The sequence below is a fragment of the Litorimonas sp. WD9-15 genome, from assembly GCF_050271975.1.
In the GTDB taxonomy this organism is placed as follows: domain Bacteria; phylum Pseudomonadota; class Alphaproteobacteria; order Caulobacterales; family Maricaulaceae; genus Litorimonas.
This window is the reverse complement of sequence record NZ_CP189850.1, coordinates 2,668,047-2,681,820: the sequence shown is the minus strand read 5'-3', so window position 1 is coordinate 2,681,820 and position 13,774 is coordinate 2,668,047. Positions and strand designations below refer to the sequence as shown.

Annotated in this window: 9 protein-coding genes; 5 read left to right on the top strand and 4 right to left on the bottom strand. The window is 54.8% G+C overall.

Annotated features, from left to right (window positions below; genetic code table 11):
- Positions 1–54 precede the first annotated feature (54 nt).
- Positions 55–510 carry a MarR family winged helix-turn-helix transcriptional regulator gene (locus ACP9M6_RS12560; RefSeq protein WP_427451602.1) on the top strand — a complete coding sequence of 152 codons (456 nt, stop codon included), beginning with the start codon at positions 55–57 and terminating at the stop codon, positions 508–510.
- Here ACP9M6_RS12560 and ACP9M6_RS12555 read toward each other — a convergent pair.
- The 4 genes from ACP9M6_RS12555 to ACP9M6_RS12540 form a co-directional block, all read right to left on the bottom strand.
- Positions 507–1,325, bottom strand: coding sequence for a purine-nucleoside phosphorylase (locus ACP9M6_RS12555; RefSeq protein ID WP_427451600.1), 819 nt, complete (start codon positions 1,323–1,325; stop codon positions 507–509). The two genes, ACP9M6_RS12560 and ACP9M6_RS12555, sit on opposite strands and share 4 nt — an antisense overlap.
- Positions 1,318–3,318 (bottom strand): DNA topoisomerase IV subunit B, encoded by a 2,001-nt coding sequence (gene parE / locus ACP9M6_RS12550; protein WP_427451598.1) that lies wholly within the window; start codon positions 3,316–3,318, stop codon positions 1,318–1,320. Before parE ends, ACP9M6_RS12555 begins: the two co-directional genes overlap by 8 nt.
- 81 nt (positions 3,319–3,399) lie before the next feature.
- Complete coding sequence (locus tag ACP9M6_RS12545; protein ID WP_427451596.1) at positions 3,400–5,940, bottom strand: hypothetical protein; 2,541 nt, start codon at positions 5,938–5,940, stop codon at positions 3,400–3,402.
- A gap of 1 nt (position 5,941) precedes the next feature.
- Positions 5,942–9,385: an autotransporter domain-containing protein gene (locus tag ACP9M6_RS12540; RefSeq protein WP_427451594.1), complete on the bottom strand. Its 3,444-nt coding sequence runs from the start codon at positions 9,383–9,385 to the stop codon at positions 5,942–5,944.
- Between the two features lie 91 nt (positions 9,386–9,476).
- Here ACP9M6_RS12540 and lspA point away from each other — a divergent pair, with 91 nt between their 5' ends.
- From lspA to ACP9M6_RS12520, 4 genes are all read left to right on the top strand, one after another.
- Entirely contained in the window at positions 9,477–10,106 is a 630-nt protein-coding gene (gene lspA / locus ACP9M6_RS12535; protein ID WP_427451592.1) for a signal peptidase II, read from the top strand.
- Positions 10,107–10,210: 104 nt separating this feature from the next.
- Complete coding sequence (locus ACP9M6_RS12530; RefSeq protein ID WP_427451590.1) at positions 10,211–10,750, top strand: DUF3035 domain-containing protein; 540 nt, start codon at positions 10,211–10,213, stop codon at positions 10,748–10,750.
- A 64-nt stretch (positions 10,751–10,814) separates the two neighbouring features.
- Entirely contained in the window at positions 10,815–12,659 is a 1,845-nt protein-coding gene (mutL, locus tag ACP9M6_RS12525) for a DNA mismatch repair endonuclease MutL (protein WP_427451588.1), read from the top strand.
- A complete protein-coding gene (locus ACP9M6_RS12520) occupies positions 12,634–13,443 on the top strand; it encodes a tetratricopeptide repeat protein (RefSeq protein WP_427451586.1) in 810 nt (269 codons plus the stop codon). The genes mutL and ACP9M6_RS12520 overlap by 26 nt, the downstream gene beginning before the upstream one ends.
- Positions 13,444–13,774 lie beyond the last annotated feature (331 nt).

Here is a 13,774-nt window from a genome sequence, read left to right as displayed (position 1 = left end):
ACGAATATCGCATTATATATTACGAATTTCGTATTAAGTAAAGGCATAGGCATCATGCAGAAATCGAATAGGTCTGATGAGGAACGACTTCTGGAGGCCGTGAATACATTGCTGAACCTGTTTCTTGTGGACGAAACCCAGTTCTCTCCGGCGGAAGGGCGGATGAAGTATAATCCTGTGGACTTTCAATGTTTGCGCTATGTGGATCAGAATCCGGGGACAAAGGCGGTGGATATTGCGCAGTCATTAGGGGTTGCGTCGACAACTCTACAAAGTGCTTTGGACCGGCTCGTGAAACAAGCATTAATGGTCCGCGCGCGTCATAAGGAAGATGGTCGCGCCCGCGCCTATCACCTGACGGCAACTGGTCAATCATTGCGGGACGCTATTCACAGACAGGATATCGTCAATATGGGGGCAATGCTGGCCGCGGTGGAGGCCGACAAACGAGATGTGGTTCTGGAACAATTGGACCGCGTTGCGACTGCATTAAAGGCGAAGGTAGATTAGTTCAGTCCAGTGAGTATGTGATTGAGGAGTGCGGCGAAACGCGGCTGCGCCTGTTTCACAACATCCCAAATTTCGACTTCATCGACAACGCCCTGTGTGCCGATATCGGTGACCACAGGATTGACGATGAGGCTTAAAGCCAAGATTTTCATGTCCAAATACCGTGCCATGACGGCTTCGTGGATTGTCGACATTCCAACCATATCCGCGCCGAGCATCCGTAGCATGCGGCCCTCTGCTGGCGTTTCGAAATGAGGTCCGGCCAGGCAGGCATAGATGCCGCGTTTGAGTCGTCCTTCCGGGCCCTTATTAGCGAGGTCGAGTAAAGCCTCATGATAGGTCTGTGTCAGGTTGACGAAGGGTGAGCGGTTCGCATCCTGTCGCCCGACCAATGCGCCTTGTCCCGTCAGACCCGGGAGATAGATATGATCGGACAGGGCGATGATCTCACCTGGTTTGTAATCAGGGTTCAGACCGCCGGAGACATTGGTGAGAATGATTGTTTTTGCGCCGAGGGCATTTGCAACCTCGACGGGGAAGGCGGCGTCCTGCGGACTGTGCCCTTCATAGAGATGGAGACGGCCCTGAAGGATGACGACTTTCTGTCCGCGGTGTTCGCCAATGTGTAACACGCCTTTATGGGCCGGTGCTGTTGATTGGGGGAACCCGTCAATTTCCGCATATGGGATGGAAACGCCGTCGAGACCCTCCGCATAATCGCCAAGACCGGAGCCGAGAATAACCGCGATATCCGCAGTGAGGTCTGTTCGCTGACGAATACTTGCCAGCGCGCGGTCCAGCCGCGATTTAAACATCCACAGCCTCTACGAATTGGGCGTGTTCCTGAATATACTCATAACGCAATTCAGAGCGTTTCCCCATCAATGTCCCGACGAGGCTCTCTGTCGTTGCCATTTCATCCGCGTCCAGCGTGATGCGGGCGAGGGTGCGGGTGGCGGGGTCCATCGTGGTGACTTTGAGCTGGGCGGGGTTCATCTCGCCGAGGCCCTTGAACCGTCCAATTTCGACTTTGCCCTTACCCGTGAATTCAGTCTGCATGAGCTCTTCGCGGTGCAGGTCATCGACAGCATAAATCGTCTTATTGCCCTGCGTCATTTTATAGAGCGGCGGCATCGCCATGTAGAGACGGCCCGCCTCGATCAAACCGGGCGTGTAGCGGTAGAAGAAGGTGATCAGCAGCGCCGCAATATGCGCCCCATCCACATCCGCATCGGTCATAATCACAACGCGTTCATAGCGGAGATCATCAAGATCGAATTTCTTACCGAGACCCACGCCCAGCGCGACGGTCAGGTCACCGATTTCGGCATTGGCCTGAATTTTCGCCATGGTCGCAGACTCAACGTTCAGGATTTTACCCTTGAGCGGCAGGATCGCCTGCGTTTTCCGGTCGCGCGCTTGTTTAGCCGAACCACCCGCGGAGTCGCCCTCGACGATGAAAATTTCCGTATCCTCGGATCCCTTTTGCGAACAATCGGCGAGCTTGCCGGGCAGGCGGAGTTTTTTGGTTGCGGACTTCCGTTTGACGTCGCGGGCCTTCCGGCGTTTGACGCGTTCATCCGCGCGTTCAATCGCCCATTCAAGGAGCTTGGTGGCGTCCTTCGGAGAGCTGGCCAGCCAATGATCGAACGGATCGCGCATGGCGGTCTCTACGAGGCGGGAGGCCTCGGAATTAGATAATCTGTCTTTGGTCTGGCCCTGAAATTCCGGCGACTTGATGAAGACGGAGACGAGGGCGCCTGCGCCAAACATCACATCATCCGGCGTCACATGGCTGACCTTCTTGCCCATGCCCGTCAGATCGGCATAGGCGCGAAGGCCCTTCGTGATGGCTGCGCGTAAGCCCGCCTCATGCGTTCCGCCGCCGGGGGTTGGGACGGTGTTACAATAGGACCGCACAAAACTATCCGCTTCGCCATAGCCTTCCGGTGACCAACTGATCGCCCATTCGACGCGGCCGTGACCGCTATCTTTTTTCGATTTGCCAGAGAAGATTGTATCCGTGATCGTGGCCTTCTTGCCGAGGGTCTCGGAGAGATAATCCGCCAACCCGCCGGGGAAATGGAAGACGGCCTGTTCCGGAATATCCGGTGAGTTCTTCAATTTCTCCGGTGCGCATTTCCAGCGGATTTCTACGCCAGGTTGGAGATAGGCTTTGGCGCGCGACATATTGAACAATTTTGCTGCGCGGAATTTCAACTGCTTGCCGAAAATCTCTGCATCTGGATGGAAGCGGAGTTTGGTCCCGCGACGATTATTGATCGCGCCCATATTCTTGATCTTGCCAATCGGCTTGCCGCGTTCGAATCGCATGGCGTGGAGTGTCTTGTCCCGTGCGACTTCGACTTCCAACACGTCGGACAAGGCATTCACAACCGACACGCCAACCCCGTGTAGGCCGCCTGATGTCTCGTAGGCCTTATTCGAAAATTTCCCGCCGGAATGGAGCTCGGTCAGGATGACTTCCAGCGCCGATTTCTTCGGGAATTTCGGATGCGGGCCAATCGGAATACCGCGCCCATTGTCAGAGACGGAGAGATAACCCTCCGCGTCCAGCTCGACCTCAATGCGGGAGGCGTGACCGGCGACGGCTTCATCCATGGAGTTGTCGATGACTTCGGCAAAGAGATGATGCAGCGCTCGATCATCTGTGCCGCCAATATACATACCGGGGCGCAGGCGGACGGGTTCGAGGCCTTCCAGAACTTCAATGGAACTGGCGTTATAGCTCTCAGAGGCGGCATCTTTCTTACCACCGAACAGGTCTTTTTTCTTTGCTGTAGCCATGTCGCGCAGGTCGTTCCTAAAGAAGTTCAAGTGGCAATATGCGGGGTTTGAGTCGCCCTGCAAGGCGATTCGCATCCGCTTTTACAGCTTATCCCAGATTATTGGCGCCGGGTCAGGATGTTCACCCTGTTGAATATCGGTAAAGAGGATGTCTGCCGCAGATTGGACGCTGTTTTGAAGCTGTTTGATGAGCTTGGGTTGAACCCGGTCAGTTATAAGGCTCTCGAACCGGTTCGGTGTTTCGGCCAGCGTTCGACCTTTTAGACCCAGTAACCGTTCCCAAATCTGCAAATCGCGCCATGCGTCCGCAGCTGGCGCCAAATCGTTAGGGGGGAGTTCGCCTAAGACGGCATAACTGGACAGGAGGAAGTCCGCTTGCATCAATCCGCCTTCGCGTAATTTGCTGCGCCAGACGTCCGGCGGTGTGTCGGTGATGCGTTCCGCGCGGATGCGTTGATACATGGACCATGCGTCAGATAGAAATGCGTCGCGGTTTCTGGGACGGGTCAGGATTTCGGATTTTATCGCTATAACCTGCTGACCTAAATCTGTGTCACCTGCCACAATGCGAGCGGGGGCGAGGGCAATATGTTCCCATGTGTGGGCGCGGTTCACGTGGTGGTCGTAAAAGGCGGAGAGTTTGACCGCGGGCGGCCCGGACCGACCCGATGGGCGCAAGCGCATATCGAGTTCGTAGGCGATGCCCTCGCGCAACTTCGTCATTAGTGTCGTTCGCAACCGCCTGACGACCTGTGCGGACAGGTCCGGATCACAATCATCTGCAAAAAGAAAAACGAGGTCCAGATCGGATTCTGGCGCCATTGTCGAGGTCCCCATTTTTCCGAGGCCCAGAACTGTCAGGGGAATATGCTCGACTTCCAAGTCATCCGCGACGATACGAATAGAAAGAGTAAGCGTCAGTTCCGCGATGGCTGTCAGTTTGGCTTGTAAAGCAGCGGCATCACTCTCGCCGTTCAGGAAACGCGTATAGGCGCGGAAAAGTTGTTCATTCACGAAACGGCGGAGGGATTCCAGCCGACGCTCATAATCCGGTGAGGAGAGAACAAAGGCGGATTGTGCCTCCAGCGTTGCAGCTGCAGGCGATAGGAAGATATCTATAATGTGTGGCGATTGCCGCAGAATTTCTGTCATATGCGGACTGTGCAGAAGCGGCGTCACGAGCGTATCAAGGAGATTGGGGTGTCGTGCTAAGAGTGTAAAATATTGCTCGCTCCGTCCCAATTGTTTCAGAAACGCATCAACCGTTTGAAACGCATCAGGGCTGTTCTGGCGTTGAACACGCGTCACCAATTTGCGCCCCAGCTCCTGAAAATTCCGGCTGATGGCGGGGGCTATTCCGTGGTTGGAAAACCCCTTGCTCCAACTTCGCGCAATCTCTTTGGACGTGCCTTCCAGTTCGGCAAGATCGACGGAGGTGGATTCCGTTTTTGCCGTCTCGAATAATTTGGAGAAAACCGCATGTGTGCTTTGGCGACGCTTATAGATATCAGCATCGAAGTTTTCGGGATAGTTCAGGAGGCCGAGTAGATTTTCCTGATCCTGTTCCGCGGGAACAATGTGTGTCTGTTCATTATTAAGCATTTGCACAGAATTTTCGAGATCGCGGAAATGCGCATACCGCTCCAATAAATCCGCCACAATTTTCGAAGGTAGCAGACCTTCTTCGCGCAATTGTCGCAAAGCTTCGCGCGTATTTGTCGTGCGGAGTGCGGGGCGTTTGCCGCCATGCACCAATTGCTGCGCATTGGCGATGAATTCGATTTCGCGGATGCCACCGCGTCCAAGCTTGATATTAAATCCGGCCGCTTTTGGTGTGATCGGGGCGGGCGCTTTTCGCTCGCTCTCCAAGCCGGGATGTTCATCATTAATGCGCGATTTCAGCGCCGCCAATTCGTCCAGCATGGTAAAGTCCAGGTTGCGCCGCCAGATAAACGGCTCCAGGGCAGCGAGGAAGTCTTCTCCTGCGTTCTTATCTCCGCCGACGACCCGCGCCTTCATCAAGGCGAGGCGATGCCACGGTAAGGCGCGGAAGAAATAGAACGTCTCCGCCTTGGTCGTACTCATCGCCAGTCCCGTGCCGGAACTTTCGGGACGAAGTCGCCAATCCACCCGCCAGACAAAATCCGGCGCGTGGCGAGGCTGCAGGATTTGCGTCAGGTTCTTGCAAACTTCAGACGCAATATAGGCCTGACCTTTTGTGGCCGGTACGGGCAGCGTTTCGGGATCGTAAAAGGCGAGGAGGTCGACATCGGAGGAAAAGTTCAGATCTAGCCCGCCCAGTTTGCCCAGACCCAGAATGAAAAACCCTGATGGTGTGCCCTTGGTTAGACTTAGGCGATGTCGTTTTGAGGCGATCTGCCAGGCCAGAACGGATGCCCGGTCAATCGTGGCATCGGCAAAGCCGCTCCAGATGCGACCTGCCTCATCGAAACCCTCAAATTTAGTCTTTGCAAAAGCCAGTGCAAATCGGGCTTTTAACTCGGTTAGGTCATCAGCAGAAGCCTGCGCGACTTCAGCTAAAATATCCGCGCAAGTTCCGGGCCTCGCGAAACGGGTTGCGAGACCGGAGAGGTAGTCGCTGTGGCGCAGATGCGCCGACACGCTAGAACAGCAGACGGATAACGATGCGGCCCGTATGACGAATAAATCCGTCCCGAATGTCGCTGTCGAAATCGAACCCGATAGATGAGTATTCGGACCCTGCCGCAACTGTGAAGCCGAGGAGAATCCCTTCATCCGGGAAGGCAAGACTGCGCAAACGTGCAAGCTCAGAGTCAAACACTTCGCCATCTACGTTTTGCAAACCCTGGAAACGGAATGCCGTTTCTACCGGATCAGAGATGAACTCGTTACGGTAGCCGACGCGCACAGATGGACGAATCCATGTTCGCTTACCCTGGAAGTTGGCCCCGAAATCAATCATCGCCGTTGCCGACGCCGTATCTGTTCTGCGGCCATCAACACGAGTCCGGAAACCCTGTGTTCCTGTTTCTGTATGACCATATTCATTGAGATATAGGTAATCGAGCGAGGCACGGGGTCTGACCCAATATTTCTCTGAAAGAGGGATCATATAACCCGCCCTCAGACTGGCATTGGCGAGGAACCCGTCCCAGTCGCCCTGTGCAACACCCAAGAAATCTCCGACGGAAATCCGGCGGTTTTGTTCGAACTGGTTATAACCGATACCGCCATAGGCATCGATGCTTAAGCCACCGCTTTCGAACCCGGCATAGGTGCCGAGCGTGTAGGTGCGGACGTCCAATGGATCATCAATGCCAACGACATCTTCAACTTCCGTGCTGGAAAAACCTGCACTCACACCCACGGCGTGGAAGGGCCCAAGGGCGGTATCCAGACCTGCGGTAAAGCCGAAACCTTCCCCGCGATATTGCTCTGACAAGCCGGCAAGTTCACGGTCCGCAAAATAGAAGAACTCCTCCAGCCAAGCGCCACCAGATTTATCAGGGGAGCGACGGGTGGTGTCCAAGTGAGAGCCGACGGCCCCCACAGCGCCGTCAACATTGGCGAGAACGAATTGTTTTGCCGCGCCCGAAAACTCAGGAAGTACTTGATTGATCGCGGCGTAGAACTCTGCGGATTCTGTAATATTGGCAAAAGCATTACCCAGCTCAGGCGTTGCAGCGAGAGCTTGGAAGGCGGCGCCGGCCTCAAAACTACGATTAGCTCCTTCACCAACAAATTGACCAAAGGCCGCAGCTTGGACCGAATCTAAGCCAAGGCCACCATTTTCGAGAGACGCATTCGGATCGCGCAAATCCAAGGTGATGACCAATGTATCTGTGCCATCCAAACTCAATTGAGAGTCAAAAAGGAACGGCGAGACACCACCGCTCAAGCCAGCCAAATCACCAATCGTGATATTGCCTCCTGTTGCGAGCTCAAAACGCTGGGTGTCGCCACCCGCATCATTGTTCAAAATGGAGCTCAGGATCGGATTAATGGTCGCGCCCGACTCGAACGTAATCTCGCCATCGGAGATCAGCGTAGAAGCCCGGCCTAATGCACCGTCGACCACGGGCCGATAGGTTGACCCATCGCCGAATGTCGCGCTTTCAATATTGATGTCTTCCGCAGATCCGAGCGCAAGCGTCGCCGTGTCTGTGACCGATAGTGTCAGGCTGTCCGTGTTCGTCACCTCGCCGGAGAAAAAGGCATTGCCCGACAGTGTCAGCGTATCATTACCACCGCCAAAGTCGAGATTACCTTCAATGATTCCCGCATCGGCGATCAGCGAGTCATTCCCGGAGCCGAGATAAATATCCCCGGCCACGCGGGATGTGACGCCTTCAATGTCAGAGGCCGTCTGCGTAAAAGTAAAATCCTCGGTTAGGGCACTGACATCTAAGGCGATGAGGTCGAAATTTGTTTCTTCCAAGTCAGCTTGATCAGAGGAGGATCCTAAAGACGCGATAATACCATTATTTGTGACAGATCGTAGCGTACCTGACGCATCGCGGATGGCAACGGCTTGTCCGTCCCGTCCAACCACAACAGCCGTAATTGTCCCGCTATTGACTAAATCTGTAACGGACGCATTTTCACCGATATCAATGCCGACAGCCAAAAGTTCGCGCGGGGCGAGAATATTGTCACGATCAAAAAAGACTTCATCGATTGCTTCAGAGGCGGTTGCGACAATGACGCCGCTATTATTGATCCGTTCAACAATTGCGTTGTCTCCAAGAACGAGGACACGTGCCGTACCATCACCCTCTGTGCCCTCGCGTTCAGTTGCGGCCCGGAAGGACGAAGCTGTCAGGCTTCCGGAGTTGCTGAGCCCACCCGTCAGAGTCGCATTCGAAATAGAAACAGCCGAGGCGTCAATATCATCGAAAAGTCCATTCGCCGCGATGGTGCCTTGATTGATGAAGGCGAATTGTAAGTCTTCGTCAAAATCCGCATCTTCCGGATTGGTGATCTCTGCGATCAATCCAACACCTATTGGATCACCATCGCGTCCGATAATAACAGCGGGTGCGCCGCCAAATTGTGAAATGGAGCTGCTGGACGTCGTTGTAAAAAGCTGGTTTCCATCATCATCAAGGACGGGGTCACCTGCGGCATCGACGACTGCTGACTGACGCTGACGCAGGAAGATACCTTCGGAGACGTCGCCGCTAATGCTGAGGGCGGAACCAGCTTGTGTGAGATCTTCTGCGCCCAGGTCTTCGCGGCCGGATGTTGTATCGCTGCCGCTAAATCCGGGGCGCGTGTTGAAGCGGAAGCCCGTTGCCGAAATGCTGCCTGCATTGACAAAGCCGCCCTGAATATCTGCATTCACCGCATAACCTTGCGCATCTTCACCGCGCGCTGTGATAACCGCGTCATTGATAAGGTCGCCTGTCACGCCGGACCCGATATTCACACCGACAGAGCGATCACCCACGATATTAATGGATCCGTTTGTCGCAAGATTGCCCGTCAGGCCCTGCATCATCATCGGCGTGTTTTCGAGATTGATGGCGTAGCTGTCATTCCCTTCGACAAGAATACTAGACGTTCCCGTGAATTCTATATTGCCCTGAAAAGGTGACGCGCCCGAGATCAAAATACCCGTGCGACCAGAGCCTTCGGCGACACCGCCATCCGTAAACGGGTCATCATCCGTGTCCGTGGGGGTAAAATCCTCCGTCAAAGAGACAGACCCCGTTTGGATATAGCTGCGATCTTCACCGCCCTGTAATTCGACCCCAACGGAACCTGCCGCACCCTCTTCGATAACGACATCGCCGCCATTGCGCAGGGCGTTGGAGGAATCAAGAACGACAGCGGGATTGCGGTTATCAGCATCCACGGCACCTGTGCCCGTGATTGTAGGTCTGCCTTCAGTCACATCTTCGGTGGCGGGGTCATCACCAAGAATGACGTCAGACGGTCCGCCGTCAGGCCCGGCGGTCGAAGTGCGGATTTGCTGGTCCGTATCGTCTTCGATAACGACCTGCGCGTGGGCAGTTGTGGACAGCGCCCCGATCAGGGCGAGTGTCGCTGTACCCTGCAGGGCGAGGAGCTTAAAATGGCGCATGCGTGTCGTTTCCCGCGAATCTATAGGCCTCGCACAGCTGTCGCGGCACGAAGTTTCAGATTGGGTTTAACGAAAAGGGGCGTGGGGGCCAATGAAAACATGGCAATTTTACAGTCAGACACATGGATTGCCTTCAACGGGTGAAACTGGCACAGGCGCGATCATGACTGATGCTGATAAAAATGCGCCCAAAAAGGCTATTCCGGCCAAAACATTTGCCATTTTCGGCGGAGTTTTACCCGCCATTATGGTGGCGCTTGATCAGCTCTCTAAATGGGCGACGACGCGCTTTTTCGATCAACCGTTAAATGTATGTGAGATTTCAAACCCCAATTTCACGCATGAACTCTCTCCGGTCATGGATTTATCACTACTTTGCAATCGCGGCATCAGTTGGGGGCTGATGCAGGGTGATTCCTCAATTAAGCGCTGGGGCCTTACAATTTTCGCTTTCGTGATGGTTATTCTCCTTTTGAGCATTCTGCGACAAACTCATGACCGTATCGGGCGTTTGGCGCTCTCATTCTTTGTGGGCGGCGCAATTGGTAATGCGATTGATCGTCTGTTTTTCGGGGCCGTCACGGATATGATCGATTTCAGCGATATCGGCTTCAATTATGTTTTCAATGTCGCGGATAGTTTCATCACGATCGGGGTGATGATGCTGTTCCTCAGCATGTTTCTCGAATGGCAGGCAGAGAAAGCCGCCGCGAAAGACTAGGCTGGCGCCAGCCTAAAGATTTGGTCACATCCTGTTTTGGTGACTTGGCGTCAGGGATTTTGCGGGCTAGACCGCTTGAAAGTTTAAATACGGGATTTGTTGCTATGCGCACTACCACAGTTCTGACATCGCTTGCTGCGACCGCTCTTATCGCGACGGGTTGTACTTCCACCTCCCGCGCGCTGGGTCTCCAGAAATCCGCGCCGAACGAGTTTAACATCCTGACCAAAGCGCCGCTCGTCGTGCCGCCGGAATTTAACCTCCGCCCGCCCGCAGTTGGGGCATCTTCGGCTGAGAATAATTACAGCCAACGGTCTGCACGTGAAGCATTGCTGGGTGATATTGATGACGCGGAACCCAGCCGGGGTGAAATTGCGCTCATGGCGAAAGCTGGTGTGAACCGCGCAAACCCTGAAATTCGCCTTGAAATTGACGGAGCGAATTCCGTTGAACGTAAGAGCGGCGGATTCGCGAACCGCATTCTCTTCTGGCAGAATGGTCAGGTCGTGGACGCGCAGGGCAATCCCGCACCGCTGGACCCTGAACAGGAAGCGCGTCGTCTCGAGTCGGTCAATTCCGCGACAGGCGGCGGTCAGGCTGAAATCACACGCCGTCCGGGCGGGGCGAAATTGCCGGGTCTCTAAGCCCTCAACAAATCGCAGTTGCTCCACTAGCCCGCTGAGAAGCGGGCTTTTACATTTATAGGCCATGACAGCCGTCCCCCACATGATTCGCCGCCTGCCGGCGCAGACCGTCAACCGCATCGCGGCGGGCGAAGTCATTGAGCGTCCGGCTTCTGTCATCAAAGAACTCGTTGAGAACGCGCTCGACGCAGGCGCGACGCAAATCGATATTCGTTATGAAGACGGGGGCCGCACGGTCATCACCGTGACCGATGACGGGAAGGGGATGGATACGGCCAATCTCTCCCTCGCGGTAGAACGCCATGCGACGTCGAAATTGCCCGATGATGCAGACCTCCTGAATATTGCGACCATGGGATTTCGGGGCGAGGCCTTACCCTCGATCGGCTCTGTCGCGCGGCTCTCCCTGACCTCGCAGACTGAAGCGGATGACAGCGCGTGGGAGTTGCGGGTCGAAGGTGGCGCAAAAGCGGAGCCACGTCCCGCGCCAAGGTTCGGCCTGCACGGCACGCGGGTCGATGTGCGGGACCTTTTCTACGCCACGCCCGCTCGCTTGAAATTTTTGAAATCCGAACGGTCCGAGTCGATGGCAATTTCCGATGTCGTGAAACGCCTCGCTATGGCCAATCCCCATGCAGGCTTCACCCTGTCCAATGGCAACAGGACGAGCCTCCGCATGACAGGTACGCCGCTGTCAGAGGATGGCCGATTAGTCCGTCTGTCCAAAATACTCGGCGATGACTTCGGTGCAAATGCGGTCTCTGTCGATGCGGAACGCGAAGGAGTCATCCTGTCGGGTTTTGCCGGCCTGCCAACATTTTCGCGCGGGAATAGTGCGCATCAATATCTCTTTGTGAATGGCCGTCCTGTGAGGGATAAACTCCTCCACGGCGCCGTGCGGGGCGCTTATCAGGATTTTCTCGCGCGAGACCGTCACCCCGTCGTCGCGCTCTATCTCGACCTCCCGCATGAGCAGGTCGATGTGAACGTCCATCCGGCCAAATCCGAAGTCCGTTTCCGCAATCCCGGCCTTGTGCGCGGGATGATTGTCAGCGCCCTGCGCAATGCCCTCTCGGATGCCGGTCACCGCGCTAGCACAACGGTGAGCGATTACGCGCTAGGCCGCATTCAGACGGAACAACAAAATTACGCCTATCAAGGGCGATATGGAGGCCCGCCCAGAGGAATAGGGAGAGGCTACGCCCCGCCGCCCTTCACCAATGATCCGTCGCTGCAACCGTTAGTCGATGGCATGTCAGGCCGTGTCGAAGAGACCGCCGACCCGTTTACGCCAGTCCCCTACGGCGAACCGTCAACACCTCCACCCAATTACCCGCTCGGCACGGCGAGAGCACAACTCCACGAAACTTATGTTGTCGCGCAGACGCAGGACGGTATCGTCATCGTCGATCAACATGCCGCCCATGAACGGCTCGTCTATGAAGAGATGAAGAAGAAAATGGAGGGGCAGGGCGTTCCGCGTCAGGCGCTCCTCATCCCCGATATTGTCGAGCTCGGCGAAAGTGACTCCGCGCGGATTTTAGCGCGCAAAGACGAACTCGCCGAAATGGGACTAGTCATAGAACCCTTCGGGCACGGCGCGATTTGCGTCCGCGAAACCCCGGCACTGCTCGGCGAAGTCAATGTCCAGGGATTACTGCGCGACATGGCCGACGACCTCGCCGAATATGACGAAGCGCTCAGTCTGAAAGAACGGTTCGAACATGTCTGCGGCACGATGGCCTGTCATGGCAGCGTGCGGGCAGGGCGGAGACTAAACGGCGACGAAATGAACGCACTCCTCCGCCAGATGGAAGCGACCCCGCATAGCGGGCAATGCAATCACGGGCGTCCGACTTATGTGGAACTGAAACTGGCCGATATTGAGCGGTTATTCGGGCGGCGGTAAGATTGTGGGGCTGTTTTCAAGAAAGAATTTGAAACTCGCCATCACTGATTATGGGCCGATGCTGTTCGGCCTCCGCATTCCCGGATTTATCCGCATTCACATCCGTTACATTTTCGGAAATCCTTTCGTCTGGGCGGTCCTGTTTCTCGCGCCTTTCGTCATCGGATTATTCACAGTTTCCAGTTTCGCGCGGAATGTCCTGAAGTTCGAGATGAATGGCTGGCAGGTTTTCCTGACGGTCCTTTTTCTTATCGCGCTGGCTTTTTATTTCGCGGAACGAAACCGAACCTTCCGAAAAATCTATGTCCGGGCCATTCCGGCGATGATCCTGATAAACGGCGTTTTTATCTATATTTTTGATATCGAGTCACTCTTTGGCGGATTAGTCGTGTTTGCGATTTTGGCGCTTCTCCCCGCATGGCTCCTCGGCAAACTCTCCATGGGGATGGGTTACCGCATGTTGAGCAATGGCGCGGATCGGCACTACCGCCCCGGTCGTGATCTCTACATGGCGGGTCAGTATGAGCAGGCGTTTCTGCATCTCGAACACTCCGCAAAACGCGGCCACATGAAAAGTCTCTACCTCATCGGCCACGCCCATGAACACGGAAACGGTCGAGACTTAGACCGCGTAAAGGCCGCGAGATTTTATGACAAAGCCGCGAAGAAGGGCTACCGAAAAGCCCAACCCGCCTATGAAAGATTATTCGAAGACTTCACGCCGGAAGAGGTGGCGGCGTTTGAGACTGATTTGAATATGTCCGGGGTGAATGATTTGTTTTGAGGGTTAGGGTTTTTTGTTGACCATGAAATCGTGCTAAATTGTTTCAATGTAAACTAGAGATCAAAAACGTAATTTTTTCCACTACATGTCAACTCTCGCGTTAATCGTATAGGTTCACTATCGACAATCAATCCTTTAGGACTCAATTCCCTCTCAATGGTCATCTTACCTTTGGCGGTACATATTGATCCAACCGCTGGGAGTGGCTCTTTGATAACTTCAACGCAGGGAAGGCGAATTACTATGCTTTGATTGCGCTCATTTCTTAATTCCATGTCCACATAAGTGTAGAGAACACCACAATGCGGTAAAGTTGGAGTCATTGATATGA

Excerpts from the sequence above, each read along its gene's own strand:
- mutL (WP_427451588.1), top strand. The coding sequence starts at position 10,815 with ATGACAGCCGTCCCCCACATGATTCGCCGCCTGCCGGCGCAGACCGTC.
- lspA (WP_427451592.1), top strand. The coding sequence starts at position 9,477 with ATGAAAACATGGCAATTTTACAGTCAGACACATGGATTGCCTTCAACG.
- ACP9M6_RS12555 (WP_427451600.1), bottom strand. The coding sequence starts at position 1,325 with ATGTTTAAATCGCGGCTGGACCGCGCGCTGGCAAGTATTCGTCAGCGA.
- ACP9M6_RS12560 (WP_427451602.1), top strand. The coding sequence starts at position 55 with ATGCAGAAATCGAATAGGTCTGATGAGGAACGACTTCTGGAGGCCGTG.
- ACP9M6_RS12530 (WP_427451590.1), top strand. The coding sequence starts at position 10,211 with ATGCGCACTACCACAGTTCTGACATCGCTTGCTGCGACCGCTCTTATC.
- ACP9M6_RS12540 (WP_427451594.1), bottom strand. The coding sequence starts at position 9,385 with ATGCGCCATTTTAAGCTCCTCGCCCTGCAGGGTACAGCGACACTCGCC.
- parE (WP_427451598.1), bottom strand. The coding sequence starts at position 3,318 with ATGGCTACAGCAAAGAAAAAAGACCTGTTCGGTGGTAAGAAAGATGCC.